Consider the following 24,304-nt stretch of genomic DNA (forward strand, 5'->3'; position numbering starts at 1 on the left):
GGTTCAGCGCGGAAGGGCGGTGCCCCACTGACGCCACTCTTTCGGCTCGCTTTCCAGCAGCAGGAAGTGTTTCCCGGCCTCTGCTTTAGGGGAAAGCGGGATCCCCGGCGGCGTCGCAAACGCAATGCCACCGCGAATAAACTGATTAAAGGTTCCGGTTTTCACCACGCCGCCAGTTAAGCCAAAGTCCAGGCTGTAGCCGGAAGCCAGCCAGAAGACGGAGTTGTCCCGGAGCAAATGCTGGTAACGCTTGCTTATACGCAGGCCCACCATCACGCGGTCAGAGAGATTGCCGAGCGTCATGCCGGTTACCGTACCGACTTCAATCCCGCGGAAGAGAACCGGCGTGCCTATGCTCAGCGAGCCGGCTTCAGGCACTTCCAGCACGATGTTCAGCCCGTCGGAGTAACGAGAGTCGGTGATAGACGCTTCCTGCAGTTCGAAGTCGCGGCGGGGGTCACCTTTACCGGGTTCAACGTTGATGTAAGGCTGGAGGAGGGTATCAAGATGATCGACGCCCGCCGCAGAGATCTGCGGTGTGACAACGGAGAAGCGGGTACCGGCGCGTGCGAAGGTAGACACATACTCAGGGTAAAGTACCGCTTTCGCTTCCACTTCGTTGCGGGATTGCGTCAGGTTCAGCGACTCAAGCTGGCCGATATCAATGCCCAGATAGCGAATTGGCATCCCGGCGGAAAGTTTTCCGGCATCGAAAGTGTGCAGCGTTATCTGGCTGCCCACCGCTCTTGCCGCGGTTTCAGAGGCGTAGAGCACGCGTTTCTCACCTTTCACCTGTCCGACGCTGGCACCGCTCATGTTGTCAAAGCTGATGGCCCCTTTGAGTGCACGAGAGAGCGGGGAGGCCTGCACCGTTAGCCCGCTGCCGTTGAGCTGAACTTTCGCGCCACCTTCAGCCCAAAACACGGTGTTTGGCGTCAGCAGCTTGCGGTATTCCGGCTTGATGTGAACATCAATATCAAAGTTCTCGGCGCGAGGGCGGATGGTGATGATTTCGCCCACCTGGAATTTGCGGTACAGCACCACGGAGCCGGTCTGGATATCTGGCAGGCTGGAGGCCGTCAGCGTCAGCGTGGTGGTCGGGATGTCGCTCAGGCTGTTTTCAATCGCTTTTTCCAGGTTGGCATAAAGCGGATAACTGCTTTTCATCTCGCCTTTGCTGCCCGGCAGCACGCGTATGCCGCCGTTGACCCATTCGTTGGCACTGGCGCCCAGGAATTCCACTCCGTCCATGCCGAGCTTCACATCAATGCGGCTGTTGACCACGAATTTGCTGTCGCCCTGCAGCAGATGGCGGTATTGCGGTTCAATGGCGACGGAGAACGTGACGCCTTTCGCTGACAGTGCCCGCGCCACCACCTGGCCGATTTGTATCCCGTGCAGGATAATCGGTTGTCCGGCATCAATACCGTAGCTTTCAGGGGCCGTCAGCGAAAGCGTCAATACATTCGGCTGCTGGAGCGGCGTTTGATCGCTGGAGACTACGGTGAAGCGATCCTGCGGCTCGCCGTCACCCGGCACAAGTTCAAAGGTGCTGCCCGTGAGCAACGTGCTGATACTTGGATTATCCAGCGAGATTTTTGGGCTACGGAGTTCGATGCGCGTGCCGCTACGCATCAGGCTAACCACGCCGGGGTCAACGGTCATTTCCCCTGTGACGGCACCGCCTGGATTGAGGTTTAACTTAGTCAGCGAACCCACCTCCAGCCCCTGATACATTAACTTAGTCGAGCCTGCTTTAAGGCCATCCCCGCTCGGGAGATCGAGGTTAATGATGACGCCGCGCTGGCTGTGCGCCAGGTCTTCGTAAAGGCCGAATTCATCATCCGCTTTGGCCGGTTCTGAATCGTCAGGGGAATCGAAAGCAATGGCCCCATTGACCAGCGCCGCCAGGCTTTCAAGCTGAACTTTGGCCCCACTCAGGCTAACATCGGCTTTTACGCCGGACACATTCCAGAAACGGCTGCCTTTTTTCACCAGGCTGGTAAAGCGGCGATCGATAAGCACGTCGACGGTGACGCCCTGCTTGTTCTTATTGATGGCATAGTCATACACGCGGCCAACCGGAATTTTGCGGAAATAAACCAGCGACCCGCTGTTAAGGGAGCCTAAATCCGGGGCGTGGAGGTGAATCATCAGCTCGCCGTTATCCAGGCGATATTTGGGTTGGGTATCGAGGGCGGTAAAATGGTCACGCGGCTCGCCTTTACCCGGCATCATGCCGATGTAGTTCCCGCCTACCAGGGCATCAAGCCCGGATACTCCAGCGAGGGAAGCTTTCGGCGTTACCAGCCAGAATTGTGTGTCTTCCCGCAGGGCATCCTTCATATCGCTTTTGATGCTGACTTTGACTTCTATTTTACGCAGGTCATCGCTCAGGCTGATGTTTTGCACGGTACCCACTTCAACGCCCTGGTAGCGCACGGGCGTGCGGCCAGCGACTATCCCGTCGGCGGAGATGAAGTCGATGGTTACGGTGTTGCCGCGTTCCTGGTAAGTCGTCCAGATCAGCCAGCCGGCAATCAGTAACGCAATAACAGGTAATAACCAGAAAGGGGAAATCCGGCGTTTCGTTTTAATTCTCGCTTCAGTCGGTGAAGCGGGCGTTTCCTGACTCATGTGCGTCCCAAAGTAGTCGGCTATCCAGCCATTCGACGGCAAGAATAGTTAATATAACCGCCGCGCCAAAGAAGACTGCGGCGGGACCCATCGTAAAAGCTAACAGCTGGTCACGGTTAACCAGTGACATCATCAACGCGATGACAAACAGATCGAGCATAGACCAGCGGCCAATCCAGGTGACAAAGCGAAGCAATAAAATGCGGGTTCGTAATCCCTGCTGGCATTTGAAATGAATACTGATAAGTAGCGTAATTAATACAATAACTTTAGTAAACGGCACCAGGATACTGGCAATAAACACCACGGCAGCGACGGCGATATTGCTGTGCGCCAGGGAAATGATGCCCGAAAGAATGGTGTCTTCCTGGCGTGCCCCGTTCACGTAAATAATAGAAATCGGCAGCAGGTTAGCCGGAAGCAGGAAGATCAGGGAGGCAACCAGTGCTGCCCAGGATTTTTGTAAGCTTTGCTTTCGGCGATGGTACAGCGGGATGTGGCAGCGAGGGCAGCGGCCTCGTTCGTCAGGAACGCCGGTAAAATGGCAGCCGAGGCAAACCCGCAGTTGCGCATTAAAAGCACGAGCCGGGCGCTGGGGGTAAAAACGCTCCCATAGCTGCTCAATGTTCAGGTGGATCATGGTCAACAGGCTCAAGACCACCAGCGCAATAAAAGCGATCAGCCCTGGGCCTGGCTGGATAAACGCATACTCGCGAACCTTAATGCACGCCACGCCAATGCCCACCAGATAGATATCCAGCATCACCCACTCTTTAAGCTTATCCAGCATCAGCAGTACCGGGCGAAGGTTCATGCCGAGAATGTTGCCAAAGCAGAGATAGGCAATAGCCGCGACCAGCGTGGCCGGTGCGCCGACCACGCAAAAGAGCACGACGGCGGCGGTAAGCACGTCTCCCTGGCTTGCCATCTGCCAAATGCCCTGCATAACGTTGGCATCAATACTCGAACCCAGGAGATAGATACGCAGCAGCGGATCGGAAAAGGCGACGGGCATGAGCACCAGCATCGCCACGGCCATCGCCCCCAGGCGCGTCAATGACCAGTCACGGCCATGATGTACTCTTGCATCACAACAGGGGCAGTAGGCACTTTGTGTTGATTTAACCTGGGGCAGAGAGAAAAGGGTATCGCATTGGGGACAACGCTGATAACGTGCCTGAGGCAATGCCTGACTGATGGCGTGTATTTTCATTGTGCGTCGTAAGCCGGGAGCGTTGTTATCTGAATGATGCATTTAGCCTATCGTAATTCATAAAATGATACACCTTGTGGCACCGTGCATTTAATGCTTATTTTAATATGCTACAAAGTAAAGTAAGACAACATAACGGTTATTTAATGAACAAAGAACAATTTTACGCGGATCTGAATCGCGATTTTAGTGCGTTAATGGCAGGTGAAACCAGCTTTCTTGCAACACTGGCGAATACCAGTGCGTTGCTCTTTGAGCGCCTTGAAGGCGTCAACTGGGCAGGATTCTACCTTCTCGAAGCCCAAACGCTAGTTCTGGGGCCCTTCCAGGGCAAAATTGCCTGCGTAAGAATCCCTGTCGGCAAGGGCGTATGCGGCACAGCCGTCGCAGCAGGCACGATTCAGCGTGTGGAGGATGTGCATGCATTCGACGGGCACATTGCCTGCGATGCGGCCAGCAATTCGGAAATTGTGCTGCCCCTGACGGTTGACGGCCAGACGATTGGCGTCCTGGATATCGACAGCACCGAGTATGGCCGTTTTTCGGAAGAAGACGAAATGGGTTTAAAAACCTTGATTTCGCGGCTTTCAGACGTGCTGAGCGGCACTGATTTTAAAAAATTCTTCCCTCGATAGCATGATAAGCAACGGATAACGTGGCATTTAGCGATGGCGTCATTATAATGTCGCCTGTTCATGCCTGCGACTTATTGGCAATTCCGTTGTAATCAGGAAATTTCATGGAAAATCAACCTAAGTTGAATAGCAGTAAAGAAGTTATCGCATTTTTGGCCGAGCGTTTCCCTCAATGTTTTAGCGCTGAAGGTGAAGCTCGTCCGTTGAAGATTGGTATCTTCCAGGATTTAGTCTCTCGTGTTGAAGGCGAAATGAGCCTCAGCAAAACACAGCTTCGTTCAGCGTTACGTCTCTATACGTCAAGCTGGCGCTACCTGTACGGCATCAAAGCTGGCGCGACTCGCGTCGATCTTGATGGCAACCCTTGCGGTGAGCTGGACGAACAGCATGTTGAACATGCACGTCAGCAGCTGGATGAAGCGAAAGCCCGCGTTCAGGCCCAGCGCGCTGAGCAACAGGCGAAGAAACGTGAAGCCGCGGCAGCCGCAGGCGTAACGGAAGACGCTCCACGTCGCGAACGCAAACCTCGTCTGGCGGCAGCACCGCGTCGTAAAGAAGGGGCGGAGCGTAAACCTCGCGCAGAAAAACCGGCACCTAAGGCACCTCGTGAAGAGCGTCGTACGCCGGTGACCGATATTTCTGCTCTGCAGGTTGGACAGGCCATTAAAGTCAAAGCCGGTAACAACGCAATGGATGCTACCGTACTGGAAATTACCAAAGATGGCGTCCGTGTACAGCTGACTTCTGGTATGGCAATGATCGTACGCGCAGAACACTTGCAGTTCTGAAACGGAGGCCTGACTCAGGCATGAACAAACTCTTTAAGCTTACGGCTATCGCCAGCCTGCTGTTCGTGGCAGGCAGTGCCCTGGCCCTGGACAACATTACCCGTGCTGACCAAATTCCTCAGTTAAAGGAAGAAGCTCAGCACGCTACGGTGAGTGAGCGTGTGACCTCGCGTTTTACGCGCTCGCATTACCGCCAGTTCGATCTGGATGCCAATTTCTCGGCAAAAATCTTTGACCGCTACCTGAACTTGCTGGATTACAGCCATAACGTGCTGTTAGCCAGCGACGTCGCCCAGTTCGCTGCGAAGAAAGGGCAGATCGGCGACGAGCTGCGTAGCGGTAAGCTCGATGTTTTTTACGACCTCTACAATCTGGGTCAGAAGCGCCGTTTTGAACGCTACCAGTACGCCCTGAAGGTGCTGGCGAAGCCGATGGATTTCACCGGTAACGACACCATCAATCTGGATCGCAGCAAGGCGCCGTGGCCAACGAGCGTCGATGAGCTGGATAAGCTCTGGGATGCGAAAGTTAAATACGACGAGCTGAGCCTGAAGCTGACCGGTAAAACCGAGCAGGAAATTCGTGAAACCCTGACCAAGCGCTATCAGTTTGCGATCCGCCGCCTGGCGCAAAGTAACAGCGAAGATGTGTTCTCGCTGGCGATGACCGCGTTTGCTCATGAGATTGACCCGCATACGAACTATCTCTCTCCGCGCAGCACCGAACAGTTCAACACCGAAATGAGCCTGTCTTTAGAAGGTATCGGGGCGGTGCTGCAAATGGACGATGATTATACGCTGATCAACTCCATGGTTGCCGGTGGTCCGGCGGCGAAGAGCAAGGCCATCACCGTCGGCGATCGTATTGTTGGCGTAGGCCAAACGGGTAAACCGATGGTTGACGTGATCGGCTGGCGTCTGGACGACGTTGTGGCGCTGATTAAAGGGCCAAAAGGCAGCAAAGTTCGCCTTGAAATCCTGCCAGCGGGCAAAGGCACCAAGACGCGTACCGTGACGCTGACCCGCGAACGTATTCGCCTCGAAGATCGCGCGGTTAAGATGTCTGTGAAGACAGTCGGCAAAGACAAAGTCGGCGTGCTGGATATTCCTGGCTTCTACGTTGGCCTCACTGATGATGTGAAGGTTCAGCTGCAGAAGCTGGAAAAACAGAACGTGAAGAGCGTAATTATCGATCTGCGTTCTAACGGCGGCGGGGCGCTGACTGAAGCGGTGTCCCTGTCCGGTCTGTTTATCCCAAGTGGCCCGGTCGTTCAGGTCCGCGACAACAACGGTAAAGTCCGTGAAGATAGCGATACCGACGGCGTGGTCTACTACAAAGGGCCGCTGGTGGTGCTGGTTGACCGCTTCAGCGCCTCGGCATCTGAAATCTTTGCGGCGGCGATGCAGGATTATGGCCGCGCGCTGATTGTCGGCGAGCCGACCTTCGGGAAAGGCACCGTGCAGCAGTACCGTTCGCTGAATCGCATTTACGATCAGATGCTGCGTCCGGAATGGCCTGCGCTGGGCTCGGTTCAGTACACCATTCAGAAGTTCTACCGCATCAACGGCGGCAGCACTCAGCGGAAAGGTGTGACGCCGGACATCATGATGCCAACCGGGACCGAGCAAACTGAGACCGGCGAGAAGTTCGAAGACAACGCATTGCCGTGGGACAGCATCAACGCAGCGACCTATGTGAAAACCGGTGACCTTACGCCGTTTGAACCTGAGTTGCTGAAGCTGCATCAGGATCGCATCGCCAAAGACCCTGAATTCCAGTACATCATGAAGGACATTGCTCGCTTCAATGCCCTGAAGGAAAAACGTAACGCTGTTTCTCTGAATTATGCGGTACGTGAAAAAGAGAATCAGGAAGACGACGCGACGCGTCTGGCCAGAATCAACGATCGCTTTAAGCGGGAAGGGAAAGCGCCGCTTAAGAAACTCGACGATTTGCCGAAGGACTACCAGGAGCCCGATCCGTATCTCGACGAGACGGTACATATTGCCATCGATCTTGCCGGTATGGAGCAAGACAGGCCGGCTGAACAACCGGCGGCGAAATAACCTCCCTGATGGGCACCCAAGCGGTGCCCATTTTTTTGCCTGTCTTCGTGATGTAAGATAAATGCATACAAAATGTAAAGTTATGTATTATTAACCACTTGGGCGGGGCGGATGCTTGAAAATAGGCGGCGCGCCCCTACGATGTGTGGGAGCGCAAAGAGCGTGTTTTTAACCGAGGTAAAAAGAAAATTATGATGCGTATCGGGCTTTTCCTGTTGACCAACCTTGCGGTAATGGTCGTTTTCGGGCTGGTGCTAAGCCTGACGGGGATCCAGTCGAGCAGCGTTCAGGGTCTGATGATCATGGCGGTGCTGTTTGGCTTTGGCGGCTCTTTTATTTCCCTGCTGATGTCAAAATGGATGGCATTGCGTTCAGTAGGCGGTGAGGTGATTGAGCAACCTCGTAATGAAACTGAGCACTGGTTGATGGAAACCGTGCGTCGGCAGTCACAGCAGGCGGGTATCGCCATGCCGCAGGTTGCGATTTACCATGCGCCAGACATCAATGCTTTCGCCACCGGAGCGCGCCGTGACGCCTCTCTGGTTGCGGTCAGCACAGGTCTGCTGCAAAACATGAGTCGTGACGAAGCGGAAGCGGTTATCGCGCATGAAATCAGCCACATCGCCAATGGCGATATGGTCACCATGACGCTAATTCAGGGTGTGGTGAACACCTTCGTTATCTTTATCTCCCGCATCATCGCTCAGGTCGCTTCCGGCTTCCTGTCCGGGAACCGTGATGACAACGAAAGCAGCAACGGCAACCCGCTGATTTACTTTGCGGTGGCGACGGTGCTTGAACTGGTGTTTGGCATTCTGGCAAGCATCATCACCATGTGGTTCTCACGCCATCGTGAATTCCATGCCGACGCGGGTTCCGCGAAGCTTGTGGGCCGCGAGAAGATGATTGCTGCCCTGCAGCGCCTGAAAACCAGCTACGAGCCGCAGGAAGCCAGCAGCATGATGGCGTTTTGCATCAACGGTAAGGCTAAGTCAATGAGCGAACTGTTCATGACGCACCCACCGCTGGACAAACGTATCGAAGCGCTGCGCAGCGGTGAATACCTGAAGTAACCGAAAGGTTGAAGTGAAAAAGCGTGCCCTGGCGGCACGCTTTTTTTTATGCCTGAGCCCGTGGCTGGGACATTCTCAGCCCACTAACGACGGCGGCAATGGTGGCAAATATGCCTGCAAGAATCAGCGAGGCATGCGTCCCGCTGTTACCAAACAAGTTAAACATTAGCGCGACCAGTGCAGCCCCACAGCTTTGCCCGAGCAGGCGAGCTGTCCCCAGCATTCCGCTTGCCCCTCCGCTGCGGTGGCGGGGCGCCGAGGAGATAATGGTGTGGTTATTCGGGGACTGGAAGAGGCCGAATCCTGCCCCACACAGTACCATACGCCAGATAATATTCAGGTCGGACGGATCGTGCGGGAGCATGGCCAAAGCAAACAGGCCGCAGGCCATCACTAAAAGCCCTACGGCGCCCATCAGGCCGGCATGAACACGTTCGATAAGATAACCGGCCAGCGGGGCCATCACCATCGTTGCCAGCGGCCACGGCGTTAACAGCAGACCGGTTTCAACCTCACTGCGGCCCAGGACGGTTTGCAAGAAAAAGGGCAGTGAAACCAGCGCCAGCATTTGAGCGCCGAACGAACATATTGATGTGCCAATAGACAGCGAAAAAATCGGGATTCGCAGCAGGTCTACCGGCAGCAGAGGGAACGGTAAGCTAAGCTGGCGACGGATGAAGAAATAGCCAATCACGACAAGCGCAACCAGCTCACCGATAATGACTGACCCCGGCTGGCCCTGTGAAAAACCACCGATCGCTGAAATCAGCAGACCGAAGGTGAGGGCATTCATCACCGCACTCGGGATATCAAAACGCTGCCCCTGGGATTTTTGCTGATTTGGAGGTAAATAGCGCAGCGCCAGAATCAGCGAAACGATGCCAATCGGCACATTGATTAAAAACAGCCACTGCCAGGAGGCCACCGAAAGAATCGCGGCGGCAACGGTGGGACCTGCCGCGGAGGAGACGGCAACGATAAATGAATTGACCCCCATCCCACGACCAAGAAAACGTTGAGGATAAATGAGGCGTATCAAGGCGGTATTTACGCTCATCAGTGCCGCACCGCCAAAGCCTTGCAGTACGCGGGCAAAGGTGAGCATCGGCAATGAAGTTGAGACGGCACAAAACAGTGAGGTCAGGCAGAACAGGACCAGACCGCATTGATAGATACGGCGGTAGCCAAAAATATCGCCGAGAAACGAAAGCGACAGCAGCGAGACAATAATCGCTATTTGATAAGCGTTAACCACCCAAATAGATTCCGCCGGGCTGGCATTCAAATCGTGGGCAATGGTAGGCAGGGCAACGTTAGCAATAGCGCCGTCCAGCACGGCCATCATAATGCCGAGCGCGATGGTGAAAATGGCGCCATAACGCTGGGGCGTAGGCAAGCCGTCGGACACTGATTTATCCATACTTTGAAAAGGCTGTCTGAAGTCGTTAGGAGGGTAATGATTTTATCATTAATTAATCTCGCTGATGCCGCAGATTTGTAACGAATCAGCAGGCTTTGATTGCGACACTCACGGGGCATCAATATACTAAAAAGCAGTTCTGATTTTTATAAAACAATAACCCCCGAGGTGATGTATGGCACTCTCAGACTCCGACAAACAGCCCGATGCAGTCTCTTCCGTGCTGAAAGTTTTCGGCATCCTGCAGGCGCTTGGGGAAGAAAAAGAGATTGGGATAACCGAACTTTCTCAGCGCGTGATGATGTCCAAGAGTACCGTGTATCGCTTTTTGCAGACCATGAAGTCCCTGGGCTATGTCTCTCAGGAAGGCGAGTTAGAGAAATATGCGCTGACGCTGAAGCTTTTTGAGCTTGGCAGCCGCGCCCTGCAGAACGTTGATCTTGTCCGCAGTGCAGACATACAGATGCGAGAGCTCTCCCGCCGAACCAAAGAGGCGATTCACCTCGGGGCGCTGGACGACAGCAGTATTGTCTATATCCATAAAATTGACTCGCTCTATAATTTACGCATGTATTCCCGCGTAGGGCGTCGGAATCCTTTGTACAGCACAGCAATAGGGAAGGTTTTGCTGGCCTGGCGACCGCGCGAGGAGATTCTGGATATTCTCTCTGACGTAGAATATGTCCGCAGCACGGAACGCACTATTGTCAGTACTGAAGCGCTTCTCCCGGTGCTTGATCTGGTGCGTGAGCAGGGGTACGGCGAAGATAACGAAGAACAGGAAGAAGGCATTCGCTGCGTGGCGGTACCGGTGTTTGATCGTTTTGGTACTGTCATTGCGGGAATGAGTATTTCATTTCCAACGCTTCGCTATTCGGATGAGGGACTGTCTGAATACGTTAGTCTTCTTCATCAGGCTGCGCGTGCGCTGTCAGAGCAAATGGGCTATCACCACTCTCCTTTCTGATTTTGTTAAAGTGGGCCGCGCAGAACACGCGGCCCTTTAGATCTAACCATTATCAATCGGCGTGTCGACCTTACGCAGCAGTGGGCAGTTGGTCAGGCCAATAATTCCGCTGTCGGTATGAATAAACTGTGCTGTCACGGTATTACGTGCCGTCAGGTACTTGCATTGCAATCCCAGTCCGGCCGCATTTTCTTTGCTGCCAATCAAAACGCCATAGCCTGAAAGCAACAGGCCAATCCAGATGATGGCAATAACAATGATGGTACGAATAATCGCTCGCATACTGACCTCAAACATCAATCCAATCCTGCATCAACCTTACTCTGAATAATTGACGTCACAATCTGATGATTCTGAAATGAAAAAGCAGGAAACGTTACTTATGGTTTAGTTGGTTAGTGTTAAATTAGCGAAATTCTATGGCCAAGAGGTGGCGATGTAGTGAGAAAGTACAGATGGGTGATCGTTCTGGTGATTGTTGTTACCTGCCTGCTGCTATGGACTCAAATGATAAATGTGATGTGCGACCAGGATGTGCAATTTTTCAGCGGCATTTGTACCATTAATAAATTTATCCCCTGGTAGTGATTTGTCTCTCTCTGCCTCAGGTGTAGAATGCGTTCTTTTTGAGGTGGTAAGATGAACGAACTGGGTGTTAGTGCTTTAAGTATCATGCCGCTGGCAATCTCGCTGGTGACGTTGATTGTCGGTCTTGTCCTGTGGTTTTTTGTCAATCGTTCCAGCAGCCGTGCAAACGAGCAGATTGCGCTGCTTGAAGAGCTGGTTGATTTACAGAAACGTCAAAATGCCCTGCTGCGTCGCCTGTGCGAAGCCAACGAACCCGAGCCGGAACACAAACCGACTGCGAAGGCTGAAGAAGAAAATGACGACGACTTTGTTCGTCTGGTAGCGGAACGCTAATCAGGCTGGAGGTGGGATGAGCTGGAAAAACCCCTGGTACAATCCGCAGTTATCCCACCATCTACCTGATGGGTTTTGTAACGCTGAGCCTTCAGTCCGGCAACCTGGCGACGTCCAAAGGTGGCGGCAGGAGCGCAAAGCGCAGAAGCTGCCTCATCCTCCCGGTGAAGGTTATTCCGCGTTTATTGAACGCTGGTGGCAACAGGCCGATCTGAGCGGTAGCGATGACCGCGTATGGTGGCTGGGCCATGCCAGCCTGTTATTGCGGCTTAATGGTCATTTTTTGCTGACCGATCCGGTATTTTCCCGTCGAGCTTCCCCGGTTTCTTTTGCCGGTCCTGTCCGGCGAACCGAAGTCCCGCTCGACCTTAACCAGTTGCCTCGACTCGATGCGGTACTCATCTCCCATAACCACTACGACCATCTGGACAAAAAAACTGTCCGTCGCTTGATCAAGCGTTTTCCCGACGTGCATTTTTTTGTGCCCCTGGGCTTGAAAGCATGGTTCAGCCAGCGCGGCATTGAACAGGTAACAGAGCTGGACTGGTGGCAAAGCTTTAACTGGTGCGGCATGGTTTTCACCGCCGTGCCTGCCCGGCACTGGAGTATGCGAACATTTTGGGATCGAAACCGTTCGCTCTGGTGCGGTTGGGTTGTGGAGCAGGGGAATTTGCGCTTCTGGTTCAGCGGTGATTCGGGTTATACCCCGTCTCTGGCGGAGATCGCAAAACGGCTGGGTCCATTTGACATCGCTGCATTGCCGATCGGGGCCTATGAGCCTCGCTGGTTTATGGGCGATCATCATATGGATCCGCAACAGGCGGTGACTTTATGGCAAGCAATCGGCAAGCCTGAGACAATTCCTATCCACTGGGGCGTATTTGAACTGGCCGATGAGTCTCTCGATAAACCACCGCAGGAATTGCTGGCGGCCCTGCGTGAGAAAGGGGAAAGCGATGATCTGTTTTCACCGCTGCGTATTGGTCAAAGTTTGCCCCTAACAAAAAATAAGAATTAATTATTATTGCCCGTGCAGAGAGCTTTATTTCTATTTGGCTAAATTAACGCCTGATAATCATGCTTTAAATTTCATCGAAACGTTTTTATTGCCTTATCCTGGGGCAAAGTGTCATTAAACTTTCATTATTTTGGTGCAGAATACATGGTCTGTTGTACAGGCTTTATTCGGTGGACATAAAAAATACAGGGATGAAATCCGGGTATTGAACGCGATGACTGGCTTTAGGTTGATTTGTGCATAGGTATGCATAAAAAATCATAAAGATATATCCTTCAAAAAGGATTTTATTGTTCATGTGTCTGGACGAAAAGTGCACTTTACGCTAAGGTTCAGAAGTTGTCGGAATGTTGTTAAAACACAATCTGTTGCGACAATCTTGTGTAGTGAAAATATATATCAAAAAGCGCGGATTACTTTCCCAAAGTAATCGTGTAATTTTCTGAATCTGTGCGGCAGATCGACACATGCTTAAAAATGGCTTGCCATTGTTTACGTTGTGTGTGATAACACGTTGGGTTAAACGAGGTACAGTTCTGTTTATGTGTGGCATTTTCAGTAAAGAAGACCTGAGTAAACACGTTGTCGTTGAATACCGCTTCTCTGCCGAGCCTTATATTAGTGCCTCATGCAGTAATGTCTCTGTTTTATCTAAGTTATGCCTGCGGGCGAAGAATACAATCTAAGGAATTTGCAAAATGGCAAAGATTAAAGGTCAAGTTAAGTGGTTCAACGAGTCTAAAGGTTTTGGTTTCATTACTCCAGCAGACGGCAGCAAAGATGTATTCGTACACTTCTCTGCAATCCAGGGTAACGGCTTCAAAACTCTGGCTGAAGGCCAGAACGTTGAATTCGAAATCCAGGACGGCCAGAAAGGCCCTGCTGCAGTTAACGTGACTGCCATCTAATTCTTCTGGATTAGAGCTCAGGCGCGAATAACGCCGAATTGAGATAAAAGCCCCGTTTCGACGGGGCTTTTTCATTTCTGTCGCTAATCTACTGTTTTTCAAGCTATTAACAAATTGAATCATTTGTTGCCTCTTGTTGCAAAGCTGCGAAGGTTTTAGCACTGTTCTCCCGGCAAAATGTCTGGGATCTGGTTAAATCTTTCAATCGCTTAGGCTCCTCAAGGAATAGTTGTGAAGAAGGGTGTCCCCGTATTAACCGGTAATTTTATCCAGTGGCGTTTTGGGCTTCTGTGTGTGGCCATCACCGGGAGTTTGGTGTTCCTGCTCGGACGTATTGCCTGGCTGCAAATTATCTCCCCGGATAACCTGGTTAAACAGGAGGATATGCGTTCCCTGCGCGAGGAGCCGATTGAGGTGCCCCGTGGGATGATCGAAGATCGCAACGGAAAACCGCTGGCGGTCAGTGTGCCGGTCGAGGCTGTGTGGGCCGATCCGAAAACGGTTATGGAGAAGGGCGGCGTACTGGTTAACAGCCGCTGGCAGGCGCTGGCCTCGGCGCTGCACGTCCCTTTGAGCGAGATTGCCGCGCGTATTCACAGCAACGAGCGCGGCCGTTTTATCTACCTTGCGCGCCAGCTGGATCCCCAGCAGGCACAATACATCGACAAACTAAATATCCCTGGTATTGCGCTGCGCGATGAATCTCGCCGCTTTTATCCCGCAGGCCGGGTTGGGGCAAACCTGATCGGCTTCACCAACATTGACGATCAGGGCATTGAAGGGATCGAGAAAAGCTTTAACCAGCAGCTGACCGGTAAAGAAGGTGAGCGTCTGGTGCGTAAAGACCGTTACGGCCATGTTGTAGAGAATATTACTGAGAACCCTGCCAGCCCCGCGCATAATATCCAGCTCAGCATCGATGAACGGCTGCAAACTGTGACGGAAGATGCACTCAGCAACGCTGTGTCCTGGAACAAAGCAGAGTCAGGCGCTGCGGTGGTTATTGATGTACAGACCGGTGAAGTTCTGGCGATGGCTAATTACCCGACTTTCAATCCGAACAACCGCGATGATGCAAAGCTCGATGATTTCCGTAACCGTGCGATAAGCGACACCTTCGAACCCGGTTCGACCGTAAAACCGATGGTGGTAATGACCGCGCTGCAGCAGGGAATTGTCCGGCCTGACAGCGTTATTGATACTCATCCATTTACACTGGACGGGCACCACATTCGTGACGTGGGCTATTACCCGCAGCTCACCCTGACAGGCGTGCTACAAAAATCGAGCGATACCGGCGTGTCCCGTCTTTCACTGGCGATGCCGATTCAGAATATTTGGGACACTTATCATAAATTTGGCTTTGGCGTCCCTACCGCAATCGGCCTGACGGGGGAAAGCCGCGGCCTGTTGCCGGTGCGCCAGCGCTGGGGAGAACTGGATCGCGCCACTTTCGCATTTGGCTATGGCCTGATGGTGACCCCGCTGCAGCTGGCTCATGTTTACGCCACGATCGGCAGCTTTGGCATTTCCCGTCCGCTGTCCATCACCCGCGTAGACCCGCCTGTGGAAGGGAAAAGGGTTATGCCTGAAGAAATCGTGCATGAAGTGGAACATATGATGGAGAGCGTGGCGCTGCCCGGCGGCGGGGGGGTTAAGGCAGCAGTTCATGGCTACCGTGTGGCAGTGAAAACGGGCACAGCCAAAAAGATCGGTCCTGATGGCAAATATATAGATCAGTACATTGCCTACACGGCTGGCGTGGCGCCGGCCAGTAATCCTCGCTATGCGCTGGTGGTGGTGATTAACGATCCTTCCAACGGGAAGTACTACGGCGGTGCGGTTTCTGCCCCTGTTTTCAGCCAAATCATGGGGGATGTTTTACGTCTGGAAAATATTGAGCCGGACGGGCTACCCGCCGGAGACAACAGCATTATGGTGCTGAACAAAATGGAGAATGACCGCGCCGCCATGTAGCGGTTTGGCAAAAGGGGCGCTAAAATTGCGCCCTTTGTTGTTTCCGGAGTTTTTTATGTCCTGGCTTTGCCCACTCTGCCATTCCGTGCTTAGCGCCAGCGCGAACAGCTATCGTTGCCCTCAGGGCCATCAATTTGATATTGCCAAAGAAGGCTACGTTAATTTGCTGCCCGTTCAGCATAAACGTTCGAAAGACCCGGGTGACAGCGCGGAAATGATGCAGGCTCGCCGGGCATTCCTCGACGCCGGACATTATCAGCCTCTACGCGATACCGTTTGCCAGCTGTTAAAAGAGATAGCGCCCTCGGCGCTATTGGATATTGGCTGTGGGGAAGGGTATTACACGGCGGGATTTGCGTCGGTTGTGGCAGATAACGGGGGTGAAACCTGGGGACTGGACGTTTCAAAAGTTGCGATTCGCTACGCCGCCAAACGCTACCGTGAAGTTAAATTTTGCGTAGCATCCAGCCACCGCCTGCCGTTTGCCGACGAGAGTATGGACTCGATTGTGCGCATTTTTGCACCCTGCAAGGGCGAAGAGCTTGCCCGGGTCGTGAAGCGTGGCGGCGTAGTGGTGACAGCCACGCCTGGCCCACGCCATTTGATGCAGCTAAAAGGGCTGATTTATCAGGATATTGTCTTGCACAGTGAAGAGGTTGAATCTATGCCGGGCTTTACGCTGCAGCAGACGCTTCAGCCTGGCTGGATGATGAACCTGCGTGGGGATGAGGCTGCCGCTCTGCTGCAAATGACGCCGTTCGCCTGGCGCGCCCGCCCGGAAGTCTGGGACGGGCTGAAAACAGAAACGGCATTTAGCTGTGAAACTGACTTTGTGGTGCGGGTCTGGCAGCGCGATTGATCAGTTAAAAGGGGCGAAGTGGCTGTACATGATCTGGCAGCCGATGCCTATCAGCACGATACCGCCGAGGATCTCGGCGCGTTTGCCTAACATAGGCCCGATAAAGCGGCCGACCATTATCCCCAGCGTGGACATGATCGCGGTAGCGCAGCCGATGGCTAGCGCAGTCTGAATAATATTGACCTGCAGGAAGGCAAGCCCAACGCCTACGGCCATTGCATCAAGACTGGTGGCAATCGCGGTGGTCACCAGCAGCCAAAAACCGTGGCGATGAATTTTAGGCGCATCTTCCTGAGCCGCCCCGCGGAAGCCTTCCAGCACCATACGCCCGCCGAGGAACACCAGCAGAATAAAGGCCACCCAGTGGTTCCATTCCAGCACAACTTTGCTCGCCAGCAGGCCAAGGCCCCAGCCGATAAGCGGAGTAATGGCTTCAATGACGCCAAAGATCAAACCGGTACGGAGGGCTTCTGAGAATTTAGGTTTGTGTAGAGTGGCACCTTTGCCGATGGAAGCGGCGAAAGCGTCCATGGACATGCCGAAAGCAAGCAGGATTGTTGCGGAGAGATTCATCGTTACGCCTCAGTTGGGAATATCCATATACACGCAAACCATCCCCAACTTTACGATGGCGCGTGCCTATGGTCTCGCCTACTCAGAACTCTGAGGCGTACATGCCACGTTAATCTCAGGAGCGGATATAACGAGTATGTTGACATGTACATTTCTGCCTGTGGCAGAAATCGGCTACTCCCCAACGACGGGCGCAACCTTAACATATTTTTTTAAATTAAAACAATCTTTGAATTCTATTTTTCTGATCATTTATTGATAACGATTTTCGTTTTAATGAGACATGCAATGTAAAGGTTAAAATAAAGCCATATAAATCTTATGAAATAGCAAAGGCTATGTTTCAATTGATGAAAAATAGCCCACCAATATAGACATTGCTATATGTGTAACTTACTGAGTTGAAACCATTATTTTGTAAATTCTTTCGAGGTCATCAATATTCTTTACGCGAATCAATAAGCGCCGCTGTTCTAATTGCATCACCAGCACGCCATCTTCCGATAAATTCATTTCTTTAATGCGGTTATATTCCACCCAAACATTGGCGAAGAAAAAACCATGACTTTTGAAGACGATCTTCGGTTGCCTGAACCAGGAAAGATAAATGGCCATTAGCGCCAGAGCAGATAATAACCATGTGGTTAGCGGGGTACCGTGCGAGGTCACGTTGTTATAGATAAGAATGCCGACAAGAAAGACAAAGATGGCGCTGTCCACGCGATTACGGCGAAGCAGGGGGATTTTGAGCAGGGTTTTGCCCTTTAGTTTGTCCATCACAAACTCATCGTAAACGGCAAAAGCCAGCAGCAACGCGATAAACACAACCAGCACGACATCCGTTAACGTCATGAAACCTCCCCTTAAAGATAAAAAAAACGGGGGCTGAATGCCCCCGTTTGTCAGAACAAATTACAGACCCAGCAGGCCAATAGCGTAACCCACAATGCCGATTACAAAGAAGCCCATAATGATCCACAGCGCGTTGACTTTTTTGCGTAGCAGCCACATACAGGCAAAGGTCAGCAGCAGCGGTACCAGGCCCGGCATCAGCTGGTCGAGGATCGTTTGCACGGTGGTCACTTTAACGGCCCCGGTCTGGTCGGTAATTTTTGACACCACCAGTGGGATGTTAACGTGCGTCCATTTGTTAACTAACGCCCCCATGACAAAGAGGCCGAGAATAGACGCCCCTTCCGTCAGTTTTTGCAGGAAGCCGCCGCCCATATCCTTAACGATATCGACGCCTTTACGGTAGCCATAGGCCACGCCATAGTAGCGGGTCAGCAGGCGCACCGCGTTGAACAGAATAAAGAACAGCAGCGGGCCAAGCAGGCTACCGCTCATGGCGATACCGGCGCCCAGGGCAGCAAAGACCGGGCGGACGGTCCCCCAGAAGATAGGGTCGCCTACGCCGGCCAGCGGCCCCATCAGGCCAACTTTGATGCCGTTAATCGCACCGTCATCAATCTCAGCGCCGTTAGCACGCTGCTCTTCCATTGCCAGCGTGACGCCAAGTACCGGGGCGGCAACGTAAGGGTGGGTGTTAAAGAATTCCAGATGGCGCTTGATAGCCTGGCGACGGGCGTCGTTATTTTCCGGGTACAGGCGTTTGATAACCGGCACCATACAGAAGCAGAAGCCTAACGCCTGCATACGTTCGAAGTTCCACGAGCCCTGGAACAGGTTAGAACGCAGGAATACGCCACGGATATCACTCTGGGTGATTTTCTTCTCAGTCGTTAATTTAGTGGAATCAACCATTTCGCTCACCTGTTAGTCCAGTTCGTTATCAAGATCGTTCGCGGCAGCAGCCTGAGCCGGAGCACCCGCGCTACGGTTATATTTCGGGCTGAGCTGAATGTAGAGAATGGCCATCACTGCGCCAATCACGCCCAGTGCCACCAGGTTGAAGTTGGTGAACGCTGCGGTAACGAAACCGAGGTAGAAGAACGGCATCAGGTAGCCCGCGCGCATCATGTTGATGACCATCGCGTAACCGACCACCACAATCATGCCGCCGGCGATGTTCAGGCCGCTGGTTACCACTTCAGGAATGGCGTTCAGCATGTTCTGAACTTCACTGGTGCCTACGGAGATGGCGACGATAACCGCTGGAATAGCGATACGCATTGCCTGCAGGAACAGGGAAGAGACGTGGATCCAGGAAAGCGCCGTCAGGTTGCCGTTATTGGCCGCCTTATCCGCCGCGTGCTGGAAGCCCACGGTAATAGTACGCACGATAATGGTCAGCACCTGGCCCGCAGCAGCCAGTGGGATAGCCAGCGCGATACCGGCCCCGATGCTTTGGTGCCCGGCAATGACCAGAATGGTCGAGATAATTGAAGCGAGGGCGGCATCCGGGGCCACGGCGGCACCGATATTCATCCAGCCCAGGGCGATCATTTCCAGCGTACCGCCGATGATGATGCCGGTTTTCATGTCGCCGAGGACGGCGCCGATTAACGTACAGGCGATAAGCGGACGGTGGAACTGAAATTCATCGAGCACCGACTCCATACCGGCGATACAGGCTACGACAAACACCAGCACAATCTGAAGAGTGGTAATCTCCATTGTACTTCTCCTATTGACGATGACTTATGTGTGAAATCTGAGCAATATTATTAGTGATGACAATCATTTAACTTTCGCGATCAGATCCATCATTTTCAGTTTTTGATCGGTAGACACTTTCCGCGCTTCAAGCTCAATACCGCGGTCGTTCAGTTTTTTGAAGGCCTCAATATCTTTCTCATCTACGGAAATGGCGTTGTTAACCTGGGTTTTGCCCTGGCGGAAAGCCATGCCGCCGATATTGACGGAGGTGATTTTTACGCCACCCTCAACAATGCGCTCAACGTCGGTTGGGTTGGTGAACAGGAGCATGACGCGTTCACCCGCGTATTTGGGGTTGTTGTAAACGCGGATCATTTTTGCGACATCCACCACGTGGGCGGTGACGCCCGGCGGTGCAACCTGGGTCAGCAGCGTTTTGCGAACGGTGTCTGCCGCCACTTCATCACTGACGACGATAATGCGGGTAACGTTGGTTTCTTTCGTCCAGCGGGTGGCGACCTGGCCATGAATTAAACGGTCATCAATACGCGCGAGACCGATGTTCATGTAATCGTTTGGCCCCATCGGTTTGGCTGGCGCTGCGGCTTTCGGCGCGGCGGCAACGGGGGCCGGTGCGGCTTTTTCTATCGGCTTAGCTTTCAGCGCTTTCACGCCTTCGCGGCCCGTTTCAACGGCGTGGGCAACCAGATCGTCGAAGGTGGGATTGTCGTCCCGCGACATCAGGGTTTCGACCAGCATCGGGATATTCACCCCGGCGACCACTTCGTAATGTTCCTTATCCACAACGATACGGCTTGCCGCATTGAATGGACTGCCACCCCAGGTATCCACGAGGAATAGCACGCCTTTGCTGGTGTCCAGTTTCTCCAGCTGAGCGTTATATTTCTCGATCAGGGTTTCAGCATTTTCACCCGGGACGAAATCTATCCAGCCAACGTTCTCTTGTTCGCCTAATAGCATTTCGGCGGTTTTCAGCAATTGTTCCGCTGCCCAGCCATGTGTGCCTATGACAATAGCAATAGTCACTTGCTACCTCCTGTTTTTGTCATTACAACACCCCTCGAAGGGTGCGGTGGTGTATCGGGATCGTTTCAGCGAATCGATTCAGATAACACGTTCAAGAAAGAACAAACCATTTGCCGGAATTATTTTAGACAGTGAAAAAATAATTTATGTGATGAAGATCCGTAATTTAACGTTGCCGTGATTTCATGGCATTACGCTGTAAAATATGGTCAGCATAAGTTGCAAAAAAATTGCAAAGTCAGGTAAATCTTTGCCAAGCCCTGGTTTACTTTGATAATGTTAGCGTCCGATTCACTTTCAGGAGTAGCGGGCAGTAGCCCACCCTATGGACCGTCACCGACGTCTTTTCACTGCCGGGATGCCTAAATCCCACCCTCTCAGCGGCGTTTTATGCCCGCAAATACGATTAACCAGCCGCTTTGCGTCCGTAACCTACGGAATGCCGACTTGCTGTGCCCTTAACGGGAGTCTGACATGGAACTGTTAATGGACCCGCAAATCTGGGCCGGTTTACTCACGCTTGTTGTGCTGGAAATCGTACTGGGTATTGATAACCTGGTGTTTATCGCCATTCTTGCGGATAAGCTTCCGCCTAAGCAGCGGGATAAGGCTCGATTGATTGGCCTGTCGTTGGCGCTGATTATGCGCCTGGCACTGCTGTCGCTGATTTCATGGCTGGTCACGCTAACTGCGCCGCTGTTCAGCATCGCGGATTTCACCTTCTCAGGCCGTGACCTGATTATGCTGGTGGGCGGTATCTTCCTGCTGTTTAAAGCGACCACGGAACTGCACGAACGCCTTGAAAACCGTCAGCATGATGACGGCCACGGTAAGGGCTATGCCAGCTTCTGGGTGGTGGTGCTGCAGATTGTGGTGCTGGATGCCGTCTTCTCGCTGGATGCGGTGATTACCGCCGTGGGGATGGTCAACCATCTGCCGGTGATGATGGCTGCGGTCATCATTGCGATGGGCGTCATGCTGCTTGCCTCCAAACCGCTAACCAACTTTGTTAACCAACATCCGACGGTGGTGGTGCTCTGCCTGAGCTTCCTGTTGATGATTGGTTTGAGTCTGGTGGCAGAAGGCTTTGGTTTCCACATTCCAAAAGGCTACCTGTACGCGGCCATTGGTTTCTCGATCATCATCGAGCTGTTTAACCAGATCGCGCGTCGTAACTTTATTCGTCATCAGTCGCGCCAGCCTCTGCGAGCGCGTACTGCCGATGCGATTCTGCGCATGATGAGTGGTAAGCGTCAGGAACGTGTACAAAGCAGCGAAGACAGCAAAGCCATGACGCCAATTGAGGCGGAATCCTTTGCGGAAGAAGAGCGCTATATGATTAACGGCGTGTTGACGCTGGCTTCGCGCTCATTGCGCAGCATTATGACACCGCGTGGTGAGATTTCGTGGGTTGATGCGATGAAGAGCGTGCCGGAGATCCGCGAACAGCTGCTTGCCTCTCCGCACAGCTTGTTCCCGGTGTGCCGGGGCGAACTGGATGAAATTATTGGCGTAGTACGAGCGAAAGAGCTGCTGGTTGCCCTGGACGAAGGCGTTGACGTGGCGGCGATTGCCGCGCAGTCACCGGCGATTGTTGTGCCGGAAACGCTGGACCCAATCAACCTGCTTGGCGTGCTGCGTCGTGCTCGCGGCAGCTTCGTTATCGTTAACAACGAATTTGGCGTGGTGCAGGGCCTGGTCACGCCGCTGGACGTGCTGGAAGCGATTGCCGGTGAATTCCCGGATGCGGATGAAACGCCTGAAATCGTTCGTGACGGTGACGGCTGGCTGGTGAAAGGCTCAACGGACCTGCATGCGCTGCAGCAGCGCCTGGACATCCATCGCCTGGTGCACAGCGAGGAAGATATTGCTTCTATCGCCGGCCTGGTGATTGCGGTGAATGGTCATATTCCTAAAGTCGGGGACGTGATCGAAGTCGCGCCGCTGCGTATTCAGATAGTCGAAGCCAACGATTATCGCGTCGATTTAGTTCGTGTGGAAAAAGAACGCTCTCCACACGAGGACGAAGAAGAGTAAGTCAGCGCATAGGGAAGGCCGGGATAGCCCGGTCTTCATGGCGAGGGGGCGGCGGCGTGTTGCCCTCGAGCCAGTGAGAGAAATCTCTCAGCGGCATAGGTTTGGCGTACAAAAAGCCCTGCAGCACATCGACACCGTTACGACGTAAATATTCTGCCTGCTCTTGCGTTTCCACCCCTTCAGCCACCAAATCGATCCCCAGCCTTTGCCCAAGGGCGATAATAATGTCCGTCACCGTCGAGTTCACCGCATCAGTCCCGATGGCGGCGGTGAAGGATTTATCGATTTTCAGCACATTGGGGTTCAGCGTTTCAAGATAAGCCAGCGAGCTGTGGCCGGTGCCGAAATCGTCAATAGCGAGGTCGATACCGAGCCTGTGTAGCTCCTGAACGACGCCGTGATCCATTGGGGGCAGGGCATTTCGTTCGGTGAGTTCCAGCGTCAACTTTTGCTTAGGCGTGGCCGGGAACCAATAACGTTTCAGGTCTCGAATAATTGCGCCGTCGTGGAAGTGGCTAGGGGCAACGTTAAGGCCGATATGAAACCCGGGCGTTTTGGGAAAGATCTCCAGGTGACGCACGGTTTCATCCAGCACAAAGCGCGTGAGTGGTGCAATTTGCTGCTGCTGTTCCGCGAGGGGGATAAACACTTCAGGCGAAATCCAGCCCTGTCTTGGGTTATTCCAGCGCAGCAGCAGCTCTACGCCAACGCACTCTAAGTTTCGGGCGCTGACCAGCGGCTGGCAGAAGACTTCAAATTCCCGGGCGGCGAGGCCGAGGTTGATCTCCCAGGAGAAGCTCATTCGGTTGGCGGTCGCAAGCCAGGCAATATAGCCCACCAGCAGGCTGAGTAATAAAGCCAGTGGAAGCTGGGCCGGTAAATTTTGCAGCGTTAACTGGTCGGCAGAAGGGCCAATGGCAGTAATAGAATAAGGGTAAAGCTTAGATACTGTCTGTTTAGATACATCATCTCCGTTTGTTTCTATCTTCCCCAGCAGACCGGCACCGTATTCAAGATGATCGTCGCCGACGTTCAGTACCGCTCGCGTTACCCAGGGATGCTCCGGCTTAAGCAGTAGGCTGGTTAACATCTGAATATTAATAATCTGCATGACGCCATCGTGTGGCTGCCCCTGCAGCGGTCGCCAGAAAATCAGCACCGGTGTGCCTTTTAACAATGAGCTGTCGCGGGATAAAAACAGCAGCGGCTCGTCTGAAGGCAGGCGAGTATGGAGCTGATGAATACCCATGTTGCGGCTGCCGTAAATACTGGAGCAGTACAGCACGCCATCTTTGATTAAACCAATGGCGCGTACCGTTTGCATTTTGGCGGCGTGTTCACGAATTTTTAATTGGGCGTCGTCGCAGGAGGTCCCGATAAGCTGCATAATATCGTCGCTGACCGTATTCAGCGGAGCGAGGAGAGTATCGAGTGTGGTAATGATTCGCTGATTAAACTGGACGACGCGTTGTTCGTTAAGATTTCGCTCCACCGCATATCTGACGCTAAGCGTAACGATTAAAACTAAAATGGCGAGTACAGCGCAGACAATAACTCGCCTGCGGCGATAGTCAGAAATAATCCGCTGTGCCGTTTGCATCCCTGT

General features: G+C 53.0%; 23 protein-coding genes and 1 riboswitch. Of the genes, 13 read left to right on the forward strand and 10 right to left on the reverse strand.

Going from position 1 to position 24,304, the window contains the following annotated elements:
* Nucleotides 1-3: 3 nt before the first annotated feature.
* The gene (locus A936_RS01790; protein WP_008453996.1) at nt 4-2,637 is read right to left on the reverse strand and encodes a PqiB family protein; all 2,634 of its coding nucleotides are present in this window, start codon (nt 2,635-2,637) and stop codon (nt 4-6) included.
* Nucleotides 2,606-3,850 (reverse strand): membrane integrity lipid transport subunit YebS, encoded by a 1,245-nt coding sequence (yebS, locus tag A936_RS01795; protein ID WP_008453998.1) that lies wholly within the window; start codon nt 3,848-3,850, stop codon nt 2,606-2,608. The genes A936_RS01790 and yebS overlap by 32 nt, the downstream gene beginning before the upstream one ends.
* 146 nt (nt 3,851-3,996) lie before the next feature.
* On the opposite strand from yebS, the gene msrC reads away from it, so the two are divergent.
* The 4 genes from msrC (at nt 3,997) to htpX (ending at nt 8,412) form a co-directional block, all read left to right on the forward strand.
* Nucleotides 3,997-4,485 (forward strand): free L-methionine (R)-S-oxide reductase MsrC, encoded by a 489-nt coding sequence (gene msrC / locus A936_RS01800; protein WP_008454000.1) that lies wholly within the window; start codon nt 3,997-3,999, stop codon nt 4,483-4,485.
* A gap of 104 nt (nt 4,486-4,589) precedes the next feature.
* Nucleotides 4,590-5,273, forward strand: coding sequence for an RNA chaperone ProQ (gene proQ, locus A936_RS01805; protein WP_008454003.1), 684 nt, complete (start codon nt 4,590-4,592; stop codon nt 5,271-5,273).
* A 20-nt stretch (nt 5,274-5,293) separates the two neighbouring features.
* Nucleotides 5,294-7,339, forward strand: a complete 2,046-nt coding sequence (gene prc, locus A936_RS01810; RefSeq protein WP_008454005.1) for a carboxy terminal-processing peptidase — start codon at nt 5,294-5,296, stop codon at nt 7,337-7,339.
* 191 nt (nt 7,340-7,530) lie between these two features.
* Entirely contained in the window at nt 7,531-8,412 is an 882-nt protein-coding gene (htpX, locus tag A936_RS01815; RefSeq protein ID WP_008454007.1) for a protease HtpX, read from the forward strand.
* Nucleotides 8,413-8,458: 46 nt separating this feature from the next.
* On the opposite strand, the gene A936_RS01820 is transcribed toward htpX, so the two are convergent.
* Entirely contained in the window at nt 8,459-9,832 is a 1,374-nt protein-coding gene (locus A936_RS01820; protein ID WP_034807375.1) for an MFS transporter, read from the reverse strand.
* Between the two features lie 175 nt (nt 9,833-10,007).
* Here A936_RS01820 and kdgR point away from each other — a divergent pair, with 175 nt between their 5' ends.
* Nucleotides 10,008-10,799, forward strand: coding sequence for a DNA-binding transcriptional regulator KdgR (gene kdgR / locus A936_RS01825; protein WP_008454010.1), 792 nt, complete (start codon nt 10,008-10,010; stop codon nt 10,797-10,799).
* Nucleotides 10,800-10,841: 42 nt separating this feature from the next.
* Here the strand turns inward: kdgR and A936_RS01830 are convergent, their stop codons facing one another.
* Complete coding sequence (locus tag A936_RS01830) at nt 10,842-11,081, reverse strand: YobH family protein (protein ID WP_008454013.1); 240 nt, start codon at nt 11,079-11,081, stop codon at nt 10,842-10,844.
* Between the two features lie 159 nt (nt 11,082-11,240).
* On the opposite strand from A936_RS01830, the gene mgrB reads away from it, so the two are divergent.
* The 7 genes from mgrB to rlmA all read left to right on the forward strand — a co-directional run bounded on the left by mgrB (nt 11,241) and on the right by rlmA (nt 16,482).
* Nucleotides 11,241-11,384: a PhoP/PhoQ regulatory lipoprotein MgrB gene (gene mgrB / locus A936_RS22525; RefSeq protein ID WP_008454016.1), complete on the forward strand. Its 144-nt coding sequence runs from the start codon at nt 11,241-11,243 to the stop codon at nt 11,382-11,384.
* Nucleotides 11,385-11,438: 54 nt separating this feature from the next.
* Nucleotides 11,439-11,720 carry a YebO family protein gene (locus tag A936_RS01835; RefSeq protein ID WP_008454018.1) on the forward strand — a complete coding sequence of 94 codons (282 nt, stop codon included), beginning with the start codon at nt 11,439-11,441 and terminating at the stop codon, nt 11,718-11,720.
* A gap of 16 nt (nt 11,721-11,736) precedes the next feature.
* Nucleotides 11,737-12,738 carry an MBL fold metallo-hydrolase gene (locus A936_RS01840; protein WP_008454020.1) on the forward strand — a complete coding sequence of 334 codons (1,002 nt, stop codon included), beginning with the start codon at nt 11,737-11,739 and terminating at the stop codon, nt 12,736-12,738.
* A gap of 542 nt (nt 12,739-13,280) precedes the next feature.
* Nucleotides 13,281-13,424: a DUF2627 domain-containing protein gene (locus A936_RS22530; protein WP_008454022.1), complete on the forward strand. Its 144-nt coding sequence runs from the start codon at nt 13,281-13,283 to the stop codon at nt 13,422-13,424.
* Nucleotides 13,425-13,436: 12 nt separating this feature from the next.
* On the forward strand, nt 13,437-13,646 hold the full coding sequence (gene cspE / locus A936_RS01845) for a transcription antiterminator/RNA stability regulator CspE (protein ID WP_001062678.1): 210 nt from the start codon (nt 13,437-13,439) through the stop codon (nt 13,644-13,646).
* A gap of 231 nt (nt 13,647-13,877) precedes the next feature.
* Entirely contained in the window at nt 13,878-15,623 is a 1,746-nt protein-coding gene (gene ftsI2 / locus A936_RS01850; RefSeq protein ID WP_008454025.1) for a peptidoglycan DD-transpeptidase FtsI2/PBP3(PARA), read from the forward strand.
* Between the two features lie 55 nt (nt 15,624-15,678).
* Nucleotides 15,679-16,482, forward strand: coding sequence for a 23S rRNA (guanine(745)-N(1))-methyltransferase (rlmA, locus tag A936_RS01855; RefSeq protein WP_008454027.1), 804 nt, complete (start codon nt 15,679-15,681; stop codon nt 16,480-16,482).
* Here rlmA and mntP read toward each other — a convergent pair whose 3' ends face one another.
* From mntP to manX, 5 genes are all read right to left on the reverse strand, one after another.
* Nucleotides 16,483-17,055, reverse strand: coding sequence for a manganese efflux pump MntP (gene mntP, locus A936_RS01860; protein ID WP_008454030.1), 573 nt, complete (start codon nt 17,053-17,055; stop codon nt 16,483-16,485).
* Between the two features lie 6 nt (nt 17,056-17,061).
* Nucleotides 17,062-17,250: riboswitch (yybP-ykoY riboswitch) on the reverse strand.
* A gap of 198 nt (nt 17,251-17,448) precedes the next feature.
* Nucleotides 17,449-17,907 carry a DUF986 family protein gene (locus A936_RS01865; protein WP_008454032.1) on the reverse strand — a complete coding sequence of 153 codons (459 nt, stop codon included), beginning with the start codon at nt 17,905-17,907 and terminating at the stop codon, nt 17,449-17,451.
* A 60-nt stretch (nt 17,908-17,967) separates the two neighbouring features.
* Complete coding sequence (locus A936_RS01870) at nt 17,968-18,819, reverse strand: PTS mannose transporter subunit IID (RefSeq protein ID WP_008454033.1); 852 nt, start codon at nt 18,817-18,819, stop codon at nt 17,968-17,970.
* A 12-nt stretch (nt 18,820-18,831) separates the two neighbouring features.
* Nucleotides 18,832-19,632, reverse strand: a complete 801-nt coding sequence (locus A936_RS01875; RefSeq protein WP_008454035.1) for a PTS mannose/fructose/sorbose transporter subunit IIC — start codon at nt 19,630-19,632, stop codon at nt 18,832-18,834.
* Nucleotides 19,633-19,695: 63 nt separating this feature from the next.
* The gene (gene manX, locus A936_RS01880) at nt 19,696-20,661 is read right to left on the reverse strand and encodes a PTS mannose transporter subunit IIAB (RefSeq protein WP_008454037.1); all 966 of its coding nucleotides are present in this window, start codon (nt 20,659-20,661) and stop codon (nt 19,696-19,698) included.
* A 474-nt stretch (nt 20,662-21,135) separates the two neighbouring features.
* Here manX and yoaE point away from each other — a divergent pair, with 474 nt between their 5' ends.
* Nucleotides 21,136-22,698 (forward strand): CNNM family cation transport protein YoaE, encoded by a 1,563-nt coding sequence (gene yoaE / locus A936_RS01885; RefSeq protein ID WP_008454039.1) that lies wholly within the window; start codon nt 21,136-21,138, stop codon nt 22,696-22,698.
* A 1-nt stretch (nt 22,699) separates the two neighbouring features.
* Here the strand turns inward: yoaE and pdeD are convergent, their stop codons facing one another.
* Nucleotides 22,700-24,298 carry a cyclic di-3',5'-guanosine monophosphate phosphodiesterase PdeD gene (gene pdeD / locus A936_RS01890; protein ID WP_008454041.1) on the reverse strand — a complete coding sequence of 533 codons (1,599 nt, stop codon included), beginning with the start codon at nt 24,296-24,298 and terminating at the stop codon, nt 22,700-22,702.
* Nucleotides 24,299-24,304 lie beyond the last annotated feature (6 nt).

Source organism: Enterobacter sp. Ag1, from assembly GCA_000277545.1.
Taxonomy (GTDB): Bacteria; Pseudomonadota; Gammaproteobacteria; order Enterobacterales; family Enterobacteriaceae; genus Cedecea.